This is a genomic window from Acidobacteriota bacterium (assembly GCA_016196065.1).
Lineage (GTDB): Bacteria > Acidobacteriota > Terriglobia > Terriglobales > Acidobacteriaceae > Acidiflorens.
Map to the genome: position 1 here is coordinate 188,956 of JACPYL010000001.1, position 23,142 is coordinate 212,097.

Consider the following 23,142-nt stretch of genomic DNA (forward strand, 5'->3'; position numbering starts at 1 on the left):
GAAAGACCGTGGCGCTCTCAGACGCGGCTGACATAGACTAGTTGAACAATCCCCCTGAAAATTCCACGTTCTTCGGAGCAATTCATGAGCAGTAGTTCGACCCGTTGTTTCCGCACGATCAGCCAGGCTGTATTTTGCCTCGCGGTGTTCGCCACTTCGGTGTTTGGTCAGTCCACCATGCGCGTAATCCGCGAGTCGAAACATGACGTGTCTCTCCCGCTGGCGGAACTGGGAAGAATGACTCCGGCTCAGCCCAATCCCTTTTCTCCGCGACTGCTGAAGGTACTCCCGACCAAGCCAGTCCTTGCGGCACCGCAATATGAGGTCGCGGACGCTGCCCTTCAGGAACAGATGCTCACACCCATGGCTGCAACGATCGGTCTTAACTTTGAAGGACTGGGGCAGAGCCAGTACGGATTTGTCGTCCAGGCGGCCCCGCCCGACACCAATGGAGCCGTTGGAGCAACCCAGTATGTGCAGTGGGTGAATCTCGAATACGCCGTCTTCGACAAAGCCACTGGAGCGCTGACTGCAGGCCCGTTCCAGGGCAATTCCATTTGGGCTGGCTTTGGCGGACAGTGCCAGACCAGCAATGACGGCGATCCGATCGTGCAATACGACAAGATTGCCAATCGCTGGATTCTCACCCAGTTCGCCGTTAGCAGTACTCCCTACTTGCAGTGTGTTGCGGTATCCACCACCAGTGACGCGACCGGAAGCTACAACCGCTACGCGTTCTCATTCGGCAACAGTTTTCCTGACTATCCCAAACTCGGCGTGTGGCCGGACGCATATTACATTTCCTTCAACATGTTCGGCCCCGTCAACTTTCTGGGCGCCGATGCCTGCGCCATGGATCGCAACAAGATGCTGGCCGGCCTGCCCGCGACCATCGTCTGCTTTCAGCAAAACACTGGGGTCGACAGCCTGCTGCCCTCCGATATGGACGGACTCATTCAGCCCGCACAGGGAGAGCCCGCGTTTTTCGCAGACTTCGGCACGAATAGCTTGCGGCTGTGGAAGTTTCACGTGGATTTCGCCACTCCTGCAAACTCCACATTCACGGGACCCACGACGCTGGCGGTTGCGAACTTCAACCCACTCTGCGGCGGCGGCACTTGCGTTTCTCAGCCTGGAACCACGCAAAAATTAGACTCTCTCGCAGATCGCCTGATGTACCGTCTCGCATACCGCAAGTTCACTGACGGACACGAAGCGCTGGTTGCGAACCATGCCATCACCACCGGCACGCGCTGGTACGAAATACGCAACCCCAATGGCACGCCCTCAGTCTTCCAGCAGGGCACCTACGCACCTGACTCCAGCACTCGCTGGATGGGCAGCATCGCCATGGATCAGTCGGGCGATATCGCGCTTGGGTACAGCGTTGCCAGCGGATCCGTATTCCCCTCGATAGCATTTACCGGACGTTTTGCGGGAGACGCACTCGGCACCATGCAAGCGGAGCAGTCGATCGTTGCTGGAACGGGCTCGCAGACCAATCTCGTGCGTTGGGGCGACTACAGTGCCATGACCGTCGATCCCGTCGACGACTGTACGTTCTGGTACACACAGGAGTACATCAAGGCTACGGGAAGTTTTAATTGGAATACGCGCATCGCCAATTTCAAGTTCGATACTTGCGGCGGGAGCGGTGGCGGTGGGACTGCGATCCTGTCGACGACCCTGTTGAAATTCGCCAAGACTCCAATCGGACAATCAAGCGCCCCTCTCAGTGTGACGCTCTCCAATACCGGCACCGGCCCCCTGAATCTGTTCAGCGTTACCGCGAGCGGAGACTACCAGATCTCAAATAACACCTGCTCGACAACCGTAGACGCAGGCACAAGCTGCATAGTCAGCGTCACCTTCACGCCGACCAAGAAAAACGCGCGCACCGGCACATTGACATTCTCGGACGATGCTCCCAATAGCCCGCAAACGGTGACTCTGAAGGGGACGGGACAATCACTGGCGCTCTCGCCCACAGCACTGAATTTCGGAACGCTGACGGTTGGCAACACGAGCTCTCCACAGGACGTAACCGTAACGAATGTCGGCAGTACAGCGGTGACGTTCACCGGATTCGCCTTTGCCGGGGGCGCCGCGGGAGACTATCTGATAGCCGGGAACACTTGCGGAACCACTATCGCTCCCGGAGCAACGTGCGCAGTCAGCGTGGGTTTCAAGCCGACCAAGAAGGGCGCCCGTAACGCGAAATTGAACATCAAGAACAACGGCGGCGGGAGTCCATCGACGGCGACCGTAACCGGCATCGGTAATTAGCCGCAGAGTATTCCGACATACAAAAGGGGCAAGACTGTTGTCTTGCCCCTTGTTATTTGCGCAGAAGTTCATGCGAGCAAGGCGGAGAGGACATTCGCAACGAAATCCACCAGGAAGTGTCCGAACATGTTCGACACAAGATCGCGGCGCCACATATAGAAACCCGTCAGAATTCCACCCAGCACCAGTGCGATGAGAATATTCGCCGCTCCACCGGTCCAATGACCAACCGCAAACACTGCCAGCGGAATGATGCACGCCGCCGCACGACCGAACCCCAGCGACTGCAGCCGCTCAATCACATATCCTCGGAAAAATAGTTCCTCGACCACTCCCGCGCGCAGCACAACAATGGAAACCACCCACAAGGGCAGTTTGTCGAAGGCCTTCGACGCAGCGCCATGACCGTAACCGGTCATTTGCGCAATCAGAGCAGCAGGAACAATGCAGGCAACGGCGATCACGACACCCCATGCCAGCGACTTCCAAAGTGGCGAAGTGCCGATCCCAATCGAACGCAGCGGCAGGTTCTCTCCGCGACGAACCAGCCAGAGCAAAGCAGCCCCACTGGCAAAAAAGCAGCCTTCCCTCAGCAGCGTCAATGCGACTCCCAGCTCGGGCGCAATGGCGCGAAAAACTTGCCGGATCACCAGCATCGACAGCAGAGAAAATGCCACGCCAAACCACGTCAATGCCCGGTTGCTCGCCGGCCTATCCACTACGATCGCTTCGGTCATGGGACTTTGTACGTACAACATCCCTCTAAAGTTCCGGCCCCGGCCCATTGGCAATGCTTGCTATGACTTTGCGTGAGTTGCGCGTTTCCCCTTTCTCCGTGGATACTGAAAGAAAGTCATGAAAATCAATCTCTTTACCTCCGCCCCTTCCTTAGTGGAAACCGAATGCCTGGTCGCCGTTGTACTGGACCAGGGCGAAAAAGATAAACCGGCAGCCGTTGTCGCATGTAGCGATGCAGCCGTACACGCCGCCACCAAAGAAGTGATCACCAGCCCTGACGTCACGGGCAAGACTTTTGAAACTACTCTGCTCTATCGCCCGGCAGGACTGAAGGCGAAACGGCTGCTTCTGGTCGGTGGGGGCAAAGCAAAGAATTTCTCCGCAGCCGAACTGCGCAAGGTGGCGGGCGCGGCAGTGCGCACGCTCAAGGGCAAGAGCATTCGCAGCTTTGCCTTCGCACTTCCGGAAAACGCAGTCAGCGCAGCCGAAGGCGTGCGGTCGGTTGCCGAGGGCGCATTCGTGGGTGACTTCGATCCCGACTACTACAAGAGCGATCGCAAAGACCAGAAGATTGATTCCCTCACAATCGTCGCCAGCGGCGACCAGTCCGCGCTCGAACAAGCATTGAGTGTGGGACGCATTGTTGGTGAGTCGCAGAATTTCACTCGCGACCTGGTCAACGAACCGTCCAATCGTATGACGCCGACCACCATGGCCGACCGCGCCAGGAAGATGGCCGCGGAAGTCGGATTGAAATGCGAAACCTATGACGCTGACAAAATCAAAGAATTGAAGATGGGAGCATTTTGGGGAGTTGCCCAGGGATCGGATGAACCGCCGGCACTGATTGTTCTGCGTTATGAACCTGCCGGTGCGGTCGACAAGGTCCATCTCGGCCTGGTCGGCAAAGGCATCACGTTTGATACGGGTGGAATCTCGATCAAGCCCGCCGACGGCATGGAGAAAATGAAATACGACATGGCCGGCGGAGCCACCATGATCGGAGTCATGCGCGCGATCGCTCTGCTGAAACCGAAGGTCAAGGTTACAGCCATCGTGTGCGCGACCGAAAATATGCCGTCTGGAAAGGCCCAAAAACCGGGCGACGTGCAAATCGCCATGTCCGGCAAGTCGATCGAGATCATCAACACTGACGCCGAAGGCCGCCTTGTTCTCGCCGATGGCCTCTGCTATGCCCGCCAGCTAGGCTGTACCCACCTCGTCGACGCAGCCACGCTTACGGGCGCAGTCGTCGTCGCTCTCGGCTACGTAAACGCAGGCATCTTTGCCAGCGATGACCAGATGTACGATCGCTTCACGCAGGCCAATAAACAGGCAGGTGAAAAAATGTGGCGCCTGCCGCTCGATGACGAATACAAGGAAGTCATCAAGTCCAACATCGCCGATATCGTGAACTCCGGCGGTCGCTGGGGAGGCGCAATTTCCGCCGCCATGTTCCTGAAGGAATTTGCCGAGGACACTCCCTGGATCCACCTCGACATCGCCGGCACAGCCTGGATGGAAGACACCAAACCCTGGATCGCGAAGGGACCGTCGGGAATTGCAGTTCGAAGCCTGATTGAGTTTGTGAAAGGCTGGGCGAGCTGAAACATAGGCTCGTATCTTCTACGAGTGCTCTACCTCAGGCGGCGAGGTGGGCGAGATTCCCTGCTTCGCATCGGAAGCTAGATCTTCGCGACCTTCGCTGGAAGGCGGCGCAAGCCGATGTCCCAGTCGAATAAAGGGACGTTCCACAATCTGATAACTGAGCCACGACACCAGGAAGATCATGATCAGGTTCACGGGAAATCGCTGAAGAAAGACCAGTCTCGATCCAGCGGTCGGAATGCAGAAAAACTGCTGCCAAAGATAGATGCCATACGAAAGGCGTCCGACCCATCGTAAAACGGCCGACTCCAGCAACCGTCCAATCCAACCCTCAGGATGGTAGACGGTTCCAACCACGACCAGGGTCAGCAAACCGGATTCCCAAATTGAGTAAGTACGCACACGATGCAAGACCTGCATGAGGACGTAGCCCGCTACACACAGGATCCACATCCAGGGCCGGAAGCGTCCAACAAATAGCGCGCGGACCGACGCATCATCGAGAAGTAACGCCGCCAGGCATCCCAATAGAAGCGCATCCAACCGAACGTCGGTGCGGGAACCAAACAATAACCCAGGAATTACGCGGTCAAACCAGTGTTCCCGAAAGTCCAACATTCTCCAACCCGCTACCGCAACCGCAAGGGCAAGCGCAAACCACCGCGCCCGGAGCTTGCCAAGCAGCACCAGCACCGCCGGCCAGAGCAAGTAAAAGTGCTCCTCGACAGCCAGTGACCAATAGTGGACCGTGTACCCTCCCCAACCATAGCGGATCCAACCCTTCGGCAAGTAGTTGCGAAAGAAAAATACGGAACTCCACCATTCCGCCGGCACCACAATAATGGAGCCAAGCAAGGCAAGAATCCCGATCACCACCAGGTAAAGGATCGCAGGTGGGAGAATACGGCAAGCCCGGCGAATGTAGAAACCGCGCAGGCTGATCTTTCCACACGCATTCTGCTCCTCGAGCAGACGAGAACAGATTAGAAATCCACTGATTGCAAAAAAGAGGCTCACTCCGTTTGGACCAGTGCGGGTGAACGCAACGATCTGCGGGTGATGTCGCAACTCCGAGTAACTCACCAGATGGTCGACCAGCACGCCAAAAATTGCGATCGCTCGCCAACCGTCGAGAGTCGGCAGATATCCGCTTTTAGGTGGTCTGGTCACGGCCCGTCAAGAGTAATCATGCTGTCGTTCGCAAGCAACGGCCATTCGCTGGTTCGATTAAAATATCGGTAGACGTCACGATGGACCTCCCTCAGAAAATTCGTAGCCTGCCAACTTCTCCTGGGGTCTATCTCTACAAAAACGCCGAAGGCGAAGTGATTTACATCGGCAAGGCGAAGAACCTGCGTTCGCGGGTCAGTTCGTATTTTCACGAGGGCCGCTGGACCGATGCCAAGACCGGAACACTGGTGCGCGAAGCGGTGGACGTCGACTACGTAGTCGTCGCCAACAACAAGGAGGCGTTAGCCCTTGAGAATCACCTCATCAAGCAGAAGAAACCGCGCTTTAACATCCTGCTGCGCGACGACAAGACCTATCCTTACGTAAAGCTCACTCTCGCGGAACGCTTCCCTCGCGTGTATGTGACTCGTCGCCTCCGAAAAGATGGTAGCGCTTACTACGGGCCATACTTCCCCGCGAATCTTGCGTATCGGATCGTCGACCTGATCCACCGCAATTTCATGGTCCCGTCCTGCAAGGTGGATTTGACGCGCTACCATCCACGCCCATGTCTGCAGTACTACATCAAACGCTGCCTGGGTCCATGCGTGCAGGAACTGACGACGCCCGAGATCTACGGCGAAGCCGTACGAGATGTGAAACTTTTTCTCGAAGGACGGCAGACTGACCTGGTGAAGTCGCTGCGTAATCGCATGGCCGAAGCAGCAAACGCGCAGGAGTTCGAGCGCGCCGCCAAACTTCGTGACTTGGTCTCCACCGTCGAGCAACTACAAGAGAAACAACGCATCGCCAGCGTTGACGGCGATGATGCCGATGTCTTCGGATATCACTACGAAAACGAAATGGTCGCCGTAAATCTCTTCCACATGCGCGGTGGAAAAGTTCTCGATCGTCGGGAATTTTTCTGGGAAGAATTACCGGAATCCTCTGCCTCTGGGTCTATGGATCAGGAAGCAGACTCGGCTCCCGCTGATCAAAGTGCGACCGCTGCAACCTTCAGTCCCGGAGAGCTTTTCTCCGCCCTCCTCAAACAGCTGTACCTCGGACAGCCATATGTGCCGCGCAACATTTACGTTCCCGCTGAATTTGAGGACCGCGAAGAACTGGAAGATGTGCTCAGCGAACAACTCGCGGGCGAAGGTGGACGAGCGACACGTGTCCACATCACCGTCCCACAACGCGGCGACAAGCGCGAACTCGTGGACCTATCCGGCAACAACGCGAAACAATCCTACGATCAGCGTTTCCGCGTGATGAAGCCGAATGCGCGCGCCATCCAGGAAGCGTTTCAGGATGCACTCGCTCTAGCCGAACTCCCGAAGCGCATCGAATGTTTCGACATCTCACATATTCAAGGAGCAGAAACCGTAGCGTCGATGGTCGTATGGGAAGACGGCAAGATGAAGAAATCAGACTACAGAAAATTCATCATCAAGACGGTCGAAGGCGTGGATGATTTTGCTTCCATGCGGGAGGTCGTCACTCGCCGTTACAAGCGTCTGCAGGAAGAAAAGAAGCCGATGCCCAGCCTGATCCTGATCGACGGCGGCCTCGGACAACTGCACGCGGCCGCACAAGCGCTCGAAGCTATTGAGATTATCAACCAGCCGCTTGCATCCATTGCGAAACGCGAAGAGATCATCTACGTCTATGGGCAGGAAGACGACCCGGTCGTGCTCGATCACCACTCGCCCGTGTTGCATCTTGTACAGATGATCCGCGACGAGGCCCATCGCTTTGCCGTGACCTTCCATCGGAAACGCCGCCAGATCCGCGACCGCGCCACGGAACTAAGAGAAATTCCGGGCATCGGAGAATCCACCACACGTCGTTTGCTCGAGCGCTTCGGCAGTTTGCAGGCCGTGAAACAGGCAGACGTCGCGGCGTTATCCGCGGTGGTGACCAAGACACAGGCCGAAGCGATTCTGGATTATTTTCACAAAGCGAATGTGGCCACGGGTCGCTGATCCGGGTGTCTTAGGACTGCCCTGTATATCCTGACTGTCAGCAGGTAAGAAGCGGTGTTACTATCTCCGCGAGAATTAGTCCGCGTGTACAACCTCATTTATTGCAACCGGTGCGGGCTGCAAAGCAGCGCGGACGCCCAGTTTTGCCAAAGCTGCGGCGATACGCTGCGGGAGCCGCCACCCGCCCCGTTGCAATCTTCACCGAGCCTGCCTGATGAAAGTGTCTCTGCCATTGCTCAGGCAACGCCAGCCGCGCGCTATGCCGGCTTCTGGATTCGCGTAGTCTCTTCCTTGCTGGACCTCGTCCTGATATTCATTGTGCAATTCCCCATGCGCATGCTGGTCGGCTCGATGACTACGATCCTGGGTGAGGATTGGCAAATGCCGACGCCGAAGATCTTTTTCATGAACCGCATCGCCCGTATCGGCATGGCGATATTACTGGTGTGGCTCTATCGCGCGGGAATGGAAAGCTCTCATTTTCAAGGAACCTTGGGGAAACTGGCAGTCCAGATCAAAGTCACGGACCTGGAAGGCAACCGCATCTCTTTCGAACGAGCGACGGGAAGACACCTTGCCAAGTTTCTCTCTGCACTCAGCCTCGGAGTCGGGTACCTGATGGTAGGATTCACCCTGCAAAAACAAGGGTTACATGATCGAATAGCCGGCACCAGAGTGCTCTATCGCTGAACTGATTTCTTTTATTTCTCCGCCGCCGGTTTCGTAAGCAGAAATGCCTTCACCACAATCTGGTTGGGCTGCGTGCCGACGGGAATAACAGTCATCATCGAATATTCCGATGGCTCCAGTTTGGTCGGCTTGCGCTTCTGGATCACGGCCACATCGCCCGAACCGGAATCGAGCACCAGCAGGTAATTCTGGTTCTGCGACAAAGCGAGCGCATCCGGATGCGTGCCTACCGGAAGCACCATAATCACTTTGCCAATATCGATATCGTAAACAGCCACGGTATTCGCGCCGAAATTGGAAACGTACAAGCGCGAATTATCGAGCGACACGACCGCACGCACCGGCTGCGCACCGATCAACGAACTGCTCAGCACTTCATTCGGTGTGGTTTCAAGGATGGAGACGCTGTCGGCGCCGAAATTGCATGTGAACAGTTCGCCGCCATCGGGCTTCAGGGCAAGGCTTACAGGAGACTTGCCGACGTCCAGGAGCGCCAGCAACTTGTCCCGCTTCAGATCGATGCTTGCGACCTGATTGGACGCGGCGCAAGAGATGAACGCTTTCGTCGAATCCGGGAGAATGACAATGTCCTCGGGATTCATACACACACTGATGGTCGAGCGCACCACCAGGCGCGCCGTATCAATGAGTGAAACGGTGCTGTCCGCGCGGTTGCTGACCACCACCGTCAATCCGTCCGGAGAGACGCGAGCGAGGCCGGGACCAGTGCCCACGCGGAGTGTGCCGACGACGAGGCGTTGATCGAGGTCCAGCACTGAAACGTTAGCGGAACCTGAGTTCGCGACGTAGGCGCGCCGGCCGTCCGGCGAAACGTCAATAAAGTAAGGGCGCCCGTGGACGCCGATCGTGGCCACGACTTTGTTCTGCTCGGCGTCGATCACGCTGACATTGTTCGAGCCCGCATTCACTGCATAAACTTCGTTTCGCTTTGGATTGGCTGCAACCCCGGTCGGTTCCGTCCCAACCGAAAGATTCCGCACGGGCTGGAATGTGCGCAGGTCAATCACCGTAACCGTGTTGCTCTTGCCGTTCGTGATGTAGGCGTACTCGCGATACCGGGGAGCGTTCGTTGGCAGGGAGCGCTCGTGGAAATACCACCATCCGCCTGCGAGAGCGAGTGGGACTAAAACTGCGATAAAGAGGAGTTTTCGCAAGGTCAGGACTGTTCCGGCGTGACTATTTTCATAACTGTCATCCTGAGCGGAGCGAAGGACCTGCTTCCCCGGCGAGCGAAACAGATCCTTCGCTCGCCCTCGGCTCCGCCTCCGGACGGGTCAGGATGACAGTTCTCAAGAGATACCCACCTAAAATACCAACACCGTGACGCATCGATACAGACAGACTACTTCGACACCGCGACGGCTAACGGAGTTCCAACTTCAGCAACGCTCCGTCCCAGAACCGCAGCGATCTGCCTGACCTGCACCATGAGCGCGTCGAACTGATCCGGATAGAGCGACTGCATCCCATCCGACAACGCGCGATCGGGATCATGATGCACTTCGATAATCAGCCCATCGGCTCCCACTGCAACGGCAGCTCGGGACAGCGGGGTCACCTTGTTGCGCTTCCCCGTTCCGTGACTTGGATCGACGACGATCGGCAAGTGACTCAGTCGTTGGACAGCCGGCACGACGCTGAGGTCGAGCGTGTTACGCGTGTGATCGGCAAACGTCCGCACGCCGCGCTCGCACAGCACAACGTTGTAGTTCCCTTCGCTCATGATGTACTCCGCGGCCATCAGAAACTCTTCGAGCGTCGCGGCAATACCTCTCTTCAACAAAACTGGCTTTCGAGCACGTCCAGCGCGTTTCAGTAGCGAGAAATTCTGCATGTTACGGGCGCCGATCTGGATCATGTCCGCATACTTATCGACCAGGTCGAGCGACTCGTAGTCCACGGCTTCGGTGACAATCAGCAAGCCGAAGCGGTCGCGGATTTCCGCCATAATCTTTAGGCCTGCTTCGCCCATTCCTTGAAACGAGTACGGAGATGTGCGCGGTTTGTAGGCACCGCCGCGAAAGAATTGTGCTCCGGCCAAAGCGACTCGCTCCGCAATCGCAAAGGCCTGCTCGCGACTCTCAATCCCGCACGGACCGGCCATGATCGCCAGATCCACCCCTCCAATCGTGACCGGAGAGCCGGGAAACTTGATGACTGTGTTGTCGGGCTTAACGTCGCGGCTGACTAATTTATAGGGCTTCGAAACCCGTATCACTTCCTGCACACCGGGCATTTCTTCCAGCGTGCCCGAGTCGACTTCACTTTTGTTGCCCGTGATTCCGATAGCGGTGCGCTGCGCACCCGGCATGGAGTGTGCGCGATATCCGAGAGATTCGACCTTTTCACAGACTGCACGGACTTGCTCTTCCGTGGCCTGTGCCCGCATGACAATCAGCATAGTAATACCTGTAATAAGTCTAACGTCCCGCCGTTGCAACGGCAATGGTAGCGCCGTATGCGCCATTGCCGAGTTAGGCCGAAATCGCAGATCACTGTGATGCCAATCATTGACAAAGATCCGCTGCCATGGCCCGCGCCCTTGTTCTTCCGTAAAATAGCGCAGAATTCGATCTGCCCCGTGCGGCAAGACTAGCTTCGGAGGGAATATGTCCACGAAACAGGCCGTCACCATGGCCAGCCGTGCTTTGGCCGTTTATTGTCTGCTGTGGTTCCTGGCTGACTTTACCTATATGCCGACTGACTTGCTCTCTTTCTGGCACTACAGAGACGCGTACGGCGCGATAACCGGTACCACCTACCTGCGCAACTACCATGTCCTCTATCTGGCTGCGCGACTACTACGCATGGTTTTGCTTTTCTTCGCGATGCAATGGCTTTACCGTTCCGGTCCCGCAGTGCAACGGTATTTTCTCGCTTCCACGGAGGAGGCACCAGAAGGGGAGTAATTGCTTCCTGCGAACTCCGTTCGTCCGCCGGCAATGTAAAATAGTTGTTCTGTCTACACTTCCGATCTTCTATGACTGAGCAAGACAAGGCGAATTCCGCCGCACACGACGAGCGCTACGATGCGCAACGCATTGAGCAGAAGTGGTTTGACCGTTGGCAAAGCGATTCATCGGTGTATGCTGCCGAAACCAACCCCACCAAGCCCAAGTTTTACGTACTCGAAATGCTGCCCTACCCCTCGGGCGCGTTGCACATGGGACACGTCCGCAACTACGCAATCGGCGATGCGCTGGCGCGTTACATGTGGATGAACGGCTACAACGTGCTACATCCCATGGGATGGGATGCATTCGGGCTGCCGGCTGAAAATGCGGCCATCAAGAACAACACGCCCCCCCGCCAGTGGACTCTGTCGAATATCGCGGCGATGAAGACGCAGTTTAATCGGCTCGGGTTCGCCTTCGACTGGTCGCGGGAAGTCACCACTTGCCTGCCCGAATATTACCGCTGGAACCAGTGGTTCTTCCTGAAAATGGTTGAGAAGGACCTGGCCTATCGCAAGAAGAGCCGAGTCAACTGGTGTCCGCTGTGCGCTACGGTGCTGGCCAATGAGCAGGTGGTTGGAGGAAATTGCTGGCGGCACGAAGATACGCCCGTTGAGCAGCGCGAACTGGAACAGTGGTTCTTCAGGATCACCAAGTATGCCGACGAACTCTTGCGCGACCTGGACAAACTGGATGGCTGGCCGGAGAAGGTCCGAACCATGCAGCGCAACTGGATCGGCCGCAGTGAAGGCGCGCTCGTAGATTTCGACCTGGGCGGCACGATCGGCGCCGCGGGATCGACGATCACTGTCTTCACCACGCGCGTGGATACGATCTTCGGCGCCACGTCAGTGCAACTTGCGCCCCAGCATCCCATCGTCAAGGACATGATCGCCCGCGACGGTGACTTGCGCGCGAAGGTCGATCAGTTGATTGCCGAGCAACGCAAAGCCAAAGAAGTCGGCGACATCGGCGCCATCGAAAAACACGGCGTGTTTACCGGACGCTACGCCAAGAATCCCTTCAACGGCGAAGCTGTGCCCGTGTGGGTCGCGAATTACATTCTGATGGACTACGGAACCGGCGCCATCATGAGTGTGCCCGCTCACGATGAGCGCGATTACGAATTCGCGCAGAAGTACAACCTGGAAATCCGGCTGGTCATATTGCCGCAGTCCAGCGATCCGGAAGAAACCATGGCGGAGCCGCAACTTCCGTTCACCACTATGGAAGGCATCCTGGTGAACTCCGGCACGTTCAGTGGGTTGAGTTGCGCGGAAGCGATCCAGAAGATGGCAGCCTTCGCCGAAGAAAAGGGCTTTGGAAAAGCCACCGTCACCTTTCGCCTGAAGGATTGGGGTATCTCACGGCAACGGTATTGGGGTACGCCGATTCCGATGGTGTATTGCGAGAAGGACGGCATTGTTCCGGTCGCCGAAAAAGACTTGCCGGTGATCTTGCCTGAGAACGTTGCGATTACGCTCGCCGGCGGATCGCCTCTGATGAATGTGCCGGAGTTTCTGAATACCACGTGTCCTAAATGTGGCGGCCCCGCTCGACGCGAGACCGACACCATGGACACCTTTGTCGATTCCTCGTGGTACTTCTACCGCTATGCCGACGCGAAGAACGATAGGGCTCCGTTTGATCCGAAGGCAATCGCGTACTGGTTCGGCAAAGATGGGATCGATCAATACATTGGCGGAGTCGAACACGCCATCCTGCACCTGATCTATTCGCGCTTCTGGACCAAATTCATGCGCGATCTGGGCCTGGTGAAAAATGACGAACCCGTGAAGCGCCTGTTCACGCAGGGCATGGTGATCAAAGACGGCGCGAAGATGTCGAAGAATTTGGGCAACGTCGTATCTCCAGATGAGATGGTTGCCCGCTATGGCGCCGATGCGGCCCGCCTGTACAGCCTGTTCGCCGCGCCACCCGACCGCGATCTGGATTGGCAGGACACCGGCATCGAGGGCATCTACCGGTTTCTGGGACGTGTGTATCGTTTCTTCGCCAGGAACGCACAGCCGAGTCATCCCGAGTGGCGAAACGCTGTACCTCCAACTTTGTCGCCGGAAGCAAGAGGTATCCAGCGTAAGTTGCACCAGACCATCAAGCGCGTCAGTGACGATTTCCAGGGACGCTGGCATTTCAATACCTGCATCGCCGCGGTCATGGAACTGGTCAATGAAGTGTATGGCGCAGAGAATTCGAAGGACAAAATTCCCGTCACTTTGATCGCCGATGTCCAGCGCAACATCGTTCTGCTGCTGGCTCCCATGGCGCCTTACCTGGCGCACGAACTATGGGAGATGATCGGCGAAAAAGGCAGCCTCCTGAAAGCAGCATGGCCGAAATACGATTCTGCACTGGCGGCGCTGGATGAGATTGAAATTCCTGTCCAGGTGGACGGAAAATTGCGCAGCTTGGTCGTGGTCCCCGCCGGCGCATCGGACGAGCAAGTATTGGAATCGGCTCTGGCTGACGAAAAGATACGGGCAACGATCGCCGGCAAGCAGATTGTGAAGAAGATCGTGGTACCGAAGAAGCTGGTAAACATAGTTGTACGTTGACCAATCCTCGCAGCTCGGAACCACCTCCGGTCACTAACTAAGTTGTTTACCAGCGCTGGCCGTGGAGTTACAATCCTTCTTCTCACTGGAGTGATCATTCCATGCATTCATCCGCCCGACGCCGGCCGCTTGCCGCACTTTTTTCCCTCTTGCTGCTGTGCTCCTCTCCTCTTCTGCGGGCCGCGGACTTGAAGCCAGAAGAGGTCCTCGCTAAGCACCTGGATTCCATAGGATCTGCCCAGGTTCGCAGCAGCATGAAGTCGCGAGTCGTGCAGGGTTTCGCAACATACCGCGTATTGGTAGGAGGTAGCGGAGCGATTGATGGCAAGTACGTTTATGCCTCCGAAGGAGACAAATCCAACTACTTGTGCAAGATCAACTCCAACGGTTTCCGTGGCGAGCAAATTATTTACGACGGCAATAGGGTAAGTGTCGCAGGGACCTATCTAGACAAGAGTCGCTCCGAATTCGGCGACTTCCTGATTAACCAAGACGCTCCGATCCGTGAGAACTTGCTGGGCGGCGTCTGGTCTTCTGGCTGGCCCCTGCTTGACCTGGAAGGGCATAAAGCAAAACTCCATAGCGAAGGCACCAAAAAGGTAGATGGCCGCGAATTCATCGTTCTTCGTTATCAGCCCAAGAAGGGCACCGATTTGAGCATCCTTTTGTATTTTGATCCGCAGTCTTACCAGCATCTCATGACTACCTATCGAATAAGCGTGAGTGCCGGAATCGGAACGCACGGGGAGACTTCGTCGTCACAAAAACAGGTGACTCGTTATCAAATCGAAGAGAAGTTTTCTGACTACCAGACCACGGACGGCCTGACGTTGCCCAGCCACTACGACCTGCGATTTTCGCAGGAATTGGATAATGGCTTCTCCAAATTGGTCGAGTGGGAAGTGAAAGCAACCAACATCGTCAACAACATCCCTGTCGACGCTCGAAGTTTCCAGGTCAAGTAGTCGACCTGACGCAGGCAGGGCCGCTCTACGAGCGTGTTGAGTGTTTACAGCGCATTCCCGGCTTTACACACGCCTGCTGATCTGAGACACTCATCCGTGGAAACACAATCTATCGTTGTCCTCGACTTCGGTGCGCAGTATTCGCAGCTCATTGCGCGCCGCATCCGCGAAAATAAAGTCTTCTCGGTCGTTCTTCCCTTCAACGCCACCCTGGACGAGATTCGGAGCTATTCACCGGCGGGGATCGTGCTCTCCGGCGGGCCGTCGTCGGTGTATGACGAAGGCGCGCCCCATGCCGACAAGAAGGTCCTCGAATTGGGCGTGCCCGTGCTCGGGATCTGCTACGGACTGCAGTTCATGGTGTACGCGCTGGGCGGCAAAGTGCGTCCCGCGGAAAAGCGCGAATATGGCCATGCGACTGTGGAACGCATTTCCGAATCACGCCTGTTTGAAGGCACTCCCAACGTCCTTTCAGTGTGGATGTCGCATGGCGATTCCGCAGAAGAACTCCCGCCCGGATTTTCTCTCACTGCGAAGACTGCGAACGCGGTCGCGGCGATTGAGAATGTCGCGCAGAAGATGTGGGCTGTGCAGTTTCATCCCGAGGTGCACCACACACCATTCGGGGCAGACATCCTACGTAATTTTGCGCTGAAGATTTGCGGCGCTCCGCCAACCTGGACGGGACAGCATTTCATCGATTCGACGGTGGCCTCAGTCAAGGCGCAAGTGGGAAGCGGCCACGCCATCTGCGCTCTCTCTGGCGGCGTAGACTCCTCGGTCGCAGCCGTGCTCGTCGACCGGGCTCTGCGTGATTCCTCCGGCAAATCGCGCCTGACGTGCGTTTTCGTCAATAACGGAGTTCTTCGCAAGAACGAATTCGAGAAAGTCCAGCAGAACCTGCGCGACAACCTCGGACTGCACCTGGTCGCCGTCGATGCCACCGATCGCTTCATGAAACGGCTGGCGGGCGTGACCGACCCGGAAACGAAGCGGAAGATTATCGGCAGTGAGTTCATCGCCGTCTTTGACGACGAAGCCCAGCGTATCGAGAAGGAAGAAGGTAAGGTCGATTGGCTCGTCCAGGGGACGCTCTATCCCGACGTGATTGAATCGCGGTCGGTGCGCGGCCCGTCGCAGATCATCAAATCCCACCACAACGTCGGCGGCCTGCCGGACAAGATGAAACTCAAACTCATCGAGCCGCTGAAAGATTTGTTCAAAGATGAAGTCCGCCGCATTGGACGCGATCTCGGCATGCCGGAAGACATCCTGCAGCGCCAGCCATTTCCGGGCCCTGGATTGGCAGTACGTATTCTCGGCGAAGTCACCAAAGAACGCGCTGATTTGCTGCGCGAGTGCGATGAGATCGTCGTCGGCGAGATCAAGAAGGCCGGGCTCTACCAGAAAATCTGGCAGTCGTTCGCAGTGCTGTTGCCGGTCATGACGGTCGGCGTGATGGGCGATCAGAGGACCTACGCGTACACCTGCGCTGTCCGCGCGGTGCATTCCGAGGACGGAATGACGGCGGACTGGGTGCCGCTGCCTTATGAAGTGCTCAAGTCAATCTCTAATCGCATTGTGAACGAGGTGCGCGGAGTGAATCGGGTCGTGTATGACATTACTTCGAAGCCGCCGGGGACGATTGAGTGGGAGTAGAAGAGCAGGTTTCAGGTCTCAGGTGTTAGGTGTCAGGTCTTAAGAACTTTTTGTCTGCCGCTTTCTTATTTTGCTCCAATACTCATCCTTCACATCAGCATCTATTTCAGGCGCCACGTTGGTCGCATAAAGAGCATCGCGGCCATCTTTCTTTGGACCGGAAATCCAGTATTCTTCGCCGCTCTCCACGTCGTAGTAGTTGGCCTTAAACCCAGCACCCTTTAAACTCCTGAATTCCTTGCCGCCATAGTGGATTGTGGCGCCGGTTTTTGAGTAGGTCACGCGCCCAATTCTGGCAGGACCAGTGAGGCCGCCAGCCTTGCACTCGATATACATGATTCGTGTCTTGTGGCCCATAACGTACTCCAAAAAGCGTGCCCAAGTAGGCAAAATGATTCTCTCACGGCCAGTGACCCACTCTTACAAACTGTCATCCCGAACGAAGTGAGGGATCTGCATTCTGCCGCGGACTGCAGATCCCTCGCTCGTCCTCGGCTTCGCCTCCGGACGGTTCGGGATGACAGGGTTGGGGACGGGGCAGTCCCTCCGATTGAGACTCGGCGCGAAACGCACTACCATATCCCCATGCCCGTCGACACCGAGACTCATCAGCCTTCCACGACTCACATCCGTGCCCCTCGCGGCACTTCCCTCTCTTGCAAAGGATGGCAGCAGGAAGCCGCGATGCGGATGCTCATGAACAATCTCGACGAAGAGGTCGCCGAGCGACCGCAGGATCTTGTGGTCTATGGCGGCACGGGCAAGGCGGCACGTAATTGGGATTGCTATCACGCCATTGTCCGCTCGCTGAAAGCCTTGGAGAACGATGATACATTGCTGGTGCAATCCGGCAAACCGGTGGGCGTCTTCAAGACGCACGAGTATGCGCCGCGCGTGCTGATTGCAAATTCCAATCTCGTTGGCCATTTCTCCAACTGGGACAAATTCAACGAACTCGAGCGCGCCGGACTAATGATGTACGGCCAGATGACGGCTGGATCGTGGATCTACATCGGCTCGCAGGGGATCGTGCAGGGCACCTACGAAACTTTCAACGCCGCGGGCGACAAGCATTTCGGCGGCGATCTCAGTGGCAAGTTGATCGTCTCCGGTGGCATGGGCGGCATGGGCGGAGCGCAGCCACTGGCGGCTACCATGACGGGCGCGGCGTTTCTCGGCATCGACGTCGATCCCGATCGCATTAAGAAGCGCTTGAAAACCGGCTATTGCGATTTTCTCGTCACCAATCTGGACGAGGCGTTGCGCATCCTCAAGAATGCGATTCGCAAGAAAGAAAATGTCTCCGTGGGATTGGTCGGCAACTGCGCGGATGTGATTCCAGAACTGGCCGAGCGGGGCGTCGTGCCCGACATTCTCACTGACCAGACTTCCGCGCATGATCCGCTGAACGGTTACGTGCCGAATGGCATGACGTTCGAAGCCGCACTGGCTCTGCGGGCAAGCGATACAAAGGCCTACCAGGAACGGTCGCTCGACGCGATGGCGCGGCATGTCGAAGGCATGTTGCGTCTGCAGAAGATGGGGGCAATCACCTTCGATTATGGAAACAACATCCGCACGTTCGCCCATCAACGGGGCGTGACGAATGCCTATGACTTTCCTGGATTTGTGCCTGCCTACATTCGTCCGCTATTTTGCGAAGGCCGTGGACCGTTTCGCTGGGCAGCGCTCTCCGGCGAGCCATCGGACATCGCGGTCACCGACGATCTGGTTTTGCAGTTGTTTCCGGAAAACAAGAGTCTCCGCCGCTGGATTGATCTCGCCCGCAAGCGCATCAAGTTTCAAGGGCTTCCCGCGCGCATCTGCTGGCTGGGATATGGCGAGCGAGCCCAGTTTGGCCTCGCCATCAATGACCTGGTAAAGAAGGGCAAGATCAAAGCGCCCGTCGTCATTGGACGCGATCATCTCGACTGTGGATCGGTTGCCTCTCCCTTCCGAGAAACAGAAAGCATGAAAGACGGCAGCGATGCCATCGCCGACTGGCCGCTTCTCAATGCTCTTGTGAACACGGCGGCGGGTGCATCGTGGGTTTCGATTCACAATGGCGGCGGCGTGGGCATCGGGTACTCGCTGCATGCTGGACAAGTCACCGTCGCCGATGGGACCGACATGATGGCGCAACGTATCGAACGCGTACTTACCACGGATCCAGGCATGGGAGTGATCCGGCACGTAGATGCTGGCTATGACGAAGCAAAGGAATTTGCTGCCCGGCGCGACGTCAAGATTCCGATGGCGGCATCATGAAGATCCACCACAGAGACACAGAGTCACAGAGAGGTTCTTGCCTAATTCTTTCTCGGAGCGGCAATGCCTAAGCCTGCCGGTCTCCTGCTCGTCAACATCGACCAGCTTCTCACCTTGCGAGCGACGAGCAAAGGGCCTCGTCGTCGCGCTTCCCTTTCTGATCTCGGCGTCGTCGAGGATGCTTCGGTCCTCTGCATCGGCGGGAAGGTCGTCTCCGTCGGCACAACCAAAGACGCATTGCGCGATCCATGGCTTAAAAAGAACCGCAAGAAGATCACAGAGATTGACTGTGCCGGCCGTGTCGTCCTTCCTGGCTTTGTCGATTCGCACACCCATCCGGTATTCATGGAGCCGCGCCTGGTAGATTTCGAGAAACGAATCTCCGGCGCCGGTTACGAAGAGATTGCCCAGGCCGGCGGCGGTATTCGCTCCAGCATTGAAGGAGTTCGCAATGCGGCTAAGACAGCACTCACCAGCAAAGTGCTGGCGGTGCTCGGCGATCTGGCGAAACACGGCACAACCACTGTTGAAGCGAAGTCTGGCTATGGATTGAGTCTCGAATCGGAATTGAAATCGCTGCAAGTGATCCGCGCGGCTGCAAAACAGTGGCCGGGCACCGTCGTCCCAACATTTCTGGGAGCGCATGTCGTGCCTCCTGAGTATCGCGGACGCTCACAAAATTACGTTGAACTCGTCTGTAACGAGATGATGCCGGCGGTCGCCAAAGCGAAGCTTGCACAGTTTGTCGATGTCTTTTGTGATCGCGGAGCATTTAGCGCCGCGGAATCCGGACAGATATTCCAGGCTGCACGCGAGAACAAATTACGCGTCCGCGGCCACATGGGTCAGTTGAGCGAGACCAGGCTCGAACCGTTCCTGAAATTTGGCCCCGCGTCTCTCGATCACATGGATTACGTGAACGATGCCGACACGCCCGCGCTTGCCGCCAGCAACACGGTCGCTACGCTCGTGCCGGGTGCGAATTATTTCCTGGGATTGAGCCGCTATCCGGATGCGCGCAAGTTCATCGACTCCGGCGTCGCCGTGGCATTGGCGACGGACTACAACCCGGGGACATCTCCGACCATCAGCATGTCGATGGCGATGTCGCTAGCTTGCACGCATATGAAAATGTCGCCGGCAGAAGCAATTGCAGCGGCGACCATCAACGGCGCGTTTGCCCTCGGCCTGGGCGATCGCAAAGGAAGCATCGAACCGGGCAAGGACGCTGACATGAGCGTCTTCGATGTGAGAAACTATAAGGAGATTCCGTACTGGTTTGGCGTAAACCGGTGCGTGCAGACAATAATCGGTGGAGCGGCCAGCACGTAGGCCCAGGCGGGAACCAAACCGTCCTTTCCAGCGTATTAAATTGAGACAAATTATTTCGCCGAATATTCTTTGGGAGAACCACGCTTGATGAAGCGTTTCGTACTGTTGTGTATTGTTTTGTCTTCTTTCGTTTCTTTTGCCCAGCGCTTGCCGGAACTTGCTCGTCCGGTGAACTATCAGCTGACCTTCGCTCCGGACTTCGAGAAGAACATCTTCTCCGGCCAGGAAACGATTGCCATCCAGATTCTGAAACCGACTTCAGAAATCGTCCTCAACGCTGCAGAGATCGACTTCCTCAGCGCCTCGATCACGACCGCCGGCACGACCCAGGAAGCGGCTGTCGCCGTCGATAAAGTCAAACAGATGGCGACGCTCACCGTCGCTCACACGCTCGCAACCGGACCCGCGACCATCCAGATTCACTTCAACGGTTTACTCAACGGCGAGTTGCGCGGCTTCTACCTTGGCAAAGATGAAACGGGACGCAAGTATGCGGTCACGCAATTCGAATCGACCGACGCCCGACGCGCATTCCCTTCCTTCGACGAACCTGCCTACAAGGCTACGTTCGACATCACCGTGATTGCCGACAAGAAACATGTTGCCCTTTCTAACGCAAAGGTCCTGAGTGACACGTCCGGGCCAGTCGAAGGGAAACACACAGTAAAGTTCGCCACTTCAGCCAAGATGTCTTCGTACCTGGTGGCGATTGCGGTCGGCGAGTTTGAGGCCGTGGAAGGCGAAGCAGACGGCATTCCGATTCGCGTGTGGGGCACTCCCGGCAAGAAGAAGCTGGGCGGATTTGCGCTCGAAGGCGCGAAGTCGTTCATGCATTACTACGACGGCTATTTTGGCATCAAGTATCCGTTCGAAAAGCTCGACCTGATCGGCCTCCCGGACTTTGAAGCGGGCGCCATGGAAAATACCGGCCTGATCACATTTCGTGAGGCGCTTCTCCTGCTGGATGACAAGCGGGCATCGATTGCACTGAAGCGCGATGTGGCCGACGTCATTTCTCATGAAATGGCGCACATGTGGTTCGGTGATTTGGTCACCATGCAATGGTGGGACGACATCTGGCTCAACGAAGGCTTCGCCACCTGGATGTCTCCCAAGCCTGTCTCTGCCTGGAAGCCGGAATGGCACGTCGAACTGGAGAGCGTGCGCGATACCATCCGCTCGCAAGGCGTCGATTCCCTGCTACACACGCGTCCGATTCAGCAGGCGGCGGAGACTCCCGATGAAATTCAGGAACTCTTTGACGGCATCGCCTACGGCAAGACTGCCGCCGTGTTGCGCATGTTGGAAGCTTATATCGGTCCAGAGAGCTTTCGCGCCGGAGTCACGCAATACCTGAAGCAACACTCCTACGGCAATGCCACCGCGACGGATTTCTGGAGCACGCTGTCGAAAGCATCTGGCAAGCCCGTGGACCAGGTCATGCCAACTTTCGTGCAACAGGCTGGATTGCCCTTCGTGGCTGTCCACGCGGATTGCAACGCCGGCACAACCCAAGTCACACTTCACCAGCAGCGCTATTTCTTCGACCGCGAACTGTTCAGTCGCGACGACTCCAAAGCGCTTTGGCAAGTGCCGGTATGCCTGAAAGAGGACGGATCTCCGAATACATCGAAGACATGCCATCTCTTGACGGAAAAGGAAGCGCGCTTCAACCTGCCCGCTTGTGGTAACTGGACATTGGCCAATGCGGGCGCCGAGGGCTTTTACCGCTCGGGATACGATGCCTCAAACATTCGCGGACTGGCGCGCGACGTCGAGACAGGACTCACGCCCGGGGAACGGATCATGCTGCTGGGAGATGTCTGGGCTTCAGTTCGAGTCGGCAAGAAGCCTGTGAGCGACTATCTCGCCCTGGCGGAAGGTCTGCAGAACGAAACCAGCCGTCCCGTCCTCAGCGAACTTCTTTCGCAGCTCGAATACATCGACCACTACCTGACCTCGGAACAGGATCAGCCGCAGTATTCTGCGTGGGTGCGGCAGTTGCTGGCGCCGTCCATCCATCGACTCGGCTTCGAATCCAAATCTGGCGAAAGCGAAGAAGATAAACAGTTGCGCTTCCGAGTCATGGAGGTTGCCGGAGGCGTGGGCCACGATCCTGAAGTCTTGGCTTGGGCGCGCAAGTGGACCAGCCGCAGTCTTTCCAACACCGCTCCGCTTGATAACACGATCGCGGAAACGGCGTTTGCCCTCGCCGCGCGAGACGGCGACTCTTCCCTATACGATCGCCTGCTTGAGAAACAGAAACTGGTACAGACTCCGGAAGATTTTTACATTTACTTGGATGCTCTGCTTGCCTTCCGCGATCCGAAACTGATCGAGCGCAATCTAAGTCGTGTACTCTCTCCCGAAGTCCGCAGCCAGGATGCAGCGGTAGTGATCTCGGAAATTATGAGCATGCCGACCGGAGGCACGCCGGCATGGGAATTCACGAAGAGGCATTGGGACGAGATTGCCAAGCTGAGCAGCGGATCCGCTGCCCGCGTGGTTGAGGCGACTGCGACATTCTGCAGCGCCGAACAAGGCGCCCAGGTAAGCGACTTCTTTACCAGCCACAAAGTCGCGAGTGCGGAACGTGGCCTCAACCAGTCACTGGAAGGGATTCGAAACTGTGCAGATCTGAAATCGCAACAAGCTCCACGCCTGGCCCAGTGGCTCAGCAATCATGAGATCCACGCAGGACAATAGTCTCCGCGCGCAGAAAGAACGGAAAATCGAGCGACTCGATTGAGGGAACCGCGTGCGGGTTGCTATAATGCGGAAGTTCCGAAAGTTCCCTGCGCAGGGCTGCCTCCTCCCGGAGACAGCGAGCGGAATACGGTCACCAGATCGATCCTGGACTGGTGGATAGTCGCCGAGCGCATCCGAA

16 protein-coding genes are annotated in these 23,142 nt (G+C 56.8%); 11 read left to right on the forward strand and 5 right to left on the reverse strand.

Features of this window, described 5'->3' with window-relative positions; genetic code table 11:
- Positions 1-84: 84 nt before the first annotated feature.
- Positions 85-2,286 (forward strand): choice-of-anchor D domain-containing protein, encoded by a 2,202-nt coding sequence (locus HY010_00850; GenBank protein ID MBI3474254.1) that lies wholly within the window; start codon positions 85-87, stop codon positions 2,284-2,286.
- Positions 2,287-2,354: 68 nt separating this feature from the next.
- Here HY010_00850 and HY010_00855 read toward each other — a convergent pair whose 3' ends face one another.
- Positions 2,355-3,023, reverse strand: a complete 669-nt coding sequence (locus HY010_00855; protein ID MBI3474255.1) for a CPBP family intramembrane metalloprotease — start codon at positions 3,021-3,023, stop codon at positions 2,355-2,357.
- A gap of 118 nt (positions 3,024-3,141) precedes the next feature.
- Here HY010_00855 and HY010_00860 point away from each other — a divergent pair, with 118 nt between their 5' ends.
- Positions 3,142-4,632: a leucyl aminopeptidase gene (locus HY010_00860; GenBank protein MBI3474256.1), complete on the forward strand. Its 1,491-nt coding sequence runs from the start codon at positions 3,142-3,144 to the stop codon at positions 4,630-4,632.
- An 18-nt stretch (positions 4,633-4,650) separates the two neighbouring features.
- Here HY010_00860 and HY010_00865 read toward each other — a convergent pair whose 3' ends face one another.
- Positions 4,651-5,802, reverse strand: a complete 1,152-nt coding sequence (locus HY010_00865) for an acyltransferase (GenBank protein MBI3474257.1) — start codon at positions 5,800-5,802, stop codon at positions 4,651-4,653.
- Positions 5,803-5,882: 80 nt separating this feature from the next.
- Between HY010_00865 and uvrC the strand changes: the two genes are divergently transcribed.
- Positions 5,883-7,790, forward strand: coding sequence for an excinuclease ABC subunit C (uvrC, locus tag HY010_00870; protein MBI3474258.1), 1,908 nt, complete (start codon positions 5,883-5,885; stop codon positions 7,788-7,790).
- Between the two features lie 189 nt (positions 7,791-7,979).
- Positions 7,980-8,480, forward strand: a complete 501-nt coding sequence (locus tag HY010_00875) for an RDD family protein (protein ID MBI3474259.1) — start codon at positions 7,980-7,982, stop codon at positions 8,478-8,480.
- 11 nt (positions 8,481-8,491) lie between these two features.
- On the opposite strand, the gene HY010_00880 is transcribed toward HY010_00875, so the two are convergent.
- Together HY010_00880 and aroF are read right to left on the reverse strand one after the other, a co-directional pair.
- Positions 8,492-9,577, reverse strand: coding sequence for a hypothetical protein (locus tag HY010_00880; GenBank protein ID MBI3474260.1), 1,086 nt, complete (start codon positions 9,575-9,577; stop codon positions 8,492-8,494).
- A 266-nt stretch (positions 9,578-9,843) separates the two neighbouring features.
- Positions 9,844-10,902 (reverse strand): 3-deoxy-7-phosphoheptulonate synthase, encoded by a 1,059-nt coding sequence (gene aroF, locus HY010_00885; GenBank protein ID MBI3474261.1) that lies wholly within the window; start codon positions 10,900-10,902, stop codon positions 9,844-9,846.
- 208 nt (positions 10,903-11,110) lie between these two features.
- Between aroF and HY010_00890 the strand changes: the two genes are divergently transcribed.
- From HY010_00890 to guaA, 4 genes are all read left to right on the forward strand, one after another.
- Positions 11,111-11,410, forward strand: coding sequence for a hypothetical protein (locus HY010_00890; protein ID MBI3474262.1), 300 nt, complete (start codon positions 11,111-11,113; stop codon positions 11,408-11,410).
- Positions 11,411-11,481: 71 nt separating this feature from the next.
- Complete coding sequence (locus HY010_00895) at positions 11,482-14,031, forward strand: leucine--tRNA ligase (protein MBI3474263.1); 2,550 nt, start codon at positions 11,482-11,484, stop codon at positions 14,029-14,031.
- Positions 14,032-14,132: 101 nt separating this feature from the next.
- Complete coding sequence (locus tag HY010_00900; protein ID MBI3474264.1) at positions 14,133-14,996, forward strand: hypothetical protein; 864 nt, start codon at positions 14,133-14,135, stop codon at positions 14,994-14,996.
- A gap of 96 nt (positions 14,997-15,092) precedes the next feature.
- Positions 15,093-16,655, forward strand: coding sequence for a glutamine-hydrolyzing GMP synthase (gene guaA, locus HY010_00905; GenBank protein ID MBI3474265.1), 1,563 nt, complete (start codon positions 15,093-15,095; stop codon positions 16,653-16,655).
- 39 nt (positions 16,656-16,694) lie between these two features.
- Here the strand turns inward: guaA and HY010_00910 are convergent, their stop codons facing one another.
- Positions 16,695-16,991, reverse strand: coding sequence for a 1-deoxy-D-xylulose-5-phosphate synthase (locus HY010_00910; protein ID MBI3474266.1), 297 nt, complete (start codon positions 16,989-16,991; stop codon positions 16,695-16,697).
- Positions 16,992-17,240: 249 nt separating this feature from the next.
- Between HY010_00910 and hutU the strand changes: the two genes are divergently transcribed.
- The 3 genes from hutU (at position 17,241) to HY010_00925 (ending at position 22,961) form a co-directional block, all read left to right on the forward strand.
- Complete coding sequence (gene hutU, locus HY010_00915; protein ID MBI3474267.1) at positions 17,241-18,923, forward strand: urocanate hydratase; 1,683 nt, start codon at positions 17,241-17,243, stop codon at positions 18,921-18,923.
- A 63-nt stretch (positions 18,924-18,986) separates the two neighbouring features.
- Positions 18,987-20,255: an imidazolonepropionase gene (locus HY010_00920; GenBank protein ID MBI3474268.1), complete on the forward strand. Its 1,269-nt coding sequence runs from the start codon at positions 18,987-18,989 to the stop codon at positions 20,253-20,255.
- Positions 20,256-20,342: 87 nt separating this feature from the next.
- Complete coding sequence (locus tag HY010_00925) at positions 20,343-22,961, forward strand: M1 family metallopeptidase (protein ID MBI3474269.1); 2,619 nt, start codon at positions 20,343-20,345, stop codon at positions 22,959-22,961.
- The last annotated feature ends 181 nt before the right edge of the window (positions 22,962-23,142 follow it).

Coding starts and splice junctions, on each gene's coding strand:
- HY010_00850 (MBI3474254.1), top strand. CDS start 85: ATGAGCAGTAGTTCGACCCGTTGTTTCCGCACGATCAGCCAGGCTGTA.
- HY010_00855 (MBI3474255.1), bottom strand. CDS start 3,023: ATGACCGAAGCGATCGTAGTGGATAGGCCGGCGAGCAACCGGGCATTG.
- HY010_00860 (MBI3474256.1), top strand. CDS start 3,142: ATGAAAATCAATCTCTTTACCTCCGCCCCTTCCTTAGTGGAAACCGAA.
- uvrC (MBI3474258.1), top strand. CDS start 5,883: ATGGACCTCCCTCAGAAAATTCGTAGCCTGCCAACTTCTCCTGGGGTC.
- aroF (MBI3474261.1), bottom strand. CDS start 10,902: ATGCTGATTGTCATGCGGGCACAGGCCACGGAAGAGCAAGTCCGTGCA.
- HY010_00890 (MBI3474262.1), top strand. CDS start 11,111: ATGTCCACGAAACAGGCCGTCACCATGGCCAGCCGTGCTTTGGCCGTT.
- HY010_00895 (MBI3474263.1), top strand. CDS start 11,482: ATGACTGAGCAAGACAAGGCGAATTCCGCCGCACACGACGAGCGCTAC.
- HY010_00900 (MBI3474264.1), top strand. CDS start 14,133: ATGCATTCATCCGCCCGACGCCGGCCGCTTGCCGCACTTTTTTCCCTC.
- HY010_00910 (MBI3474266.1), bottom strand. CDS start 16,991: ATGTATATCGAGTGCAAGGCTGGCGGCCTCACTGGTCCTGCCAGAATT.
- hutU (MBI3474267.1), top strand. CDS start 17,241: ATGCCCGTCGACACCGAGACTCATCAGCCTTCCACGACTCACATCCGT.
- HY010_00920 (MBI3474268.1), top strand. CDS start 18,987: ATGCCTAAGCCTGCCGGTCTCCTGCTCGTCAACATCGACCAGCTTCTC.
- HY010_00925 (MBI3474269.1), top strand. CDS start 20,343: ATGAAGCGTTTCGTACTGTTGTGTATTGTTTTGTCTTCTTTCGTTTCT.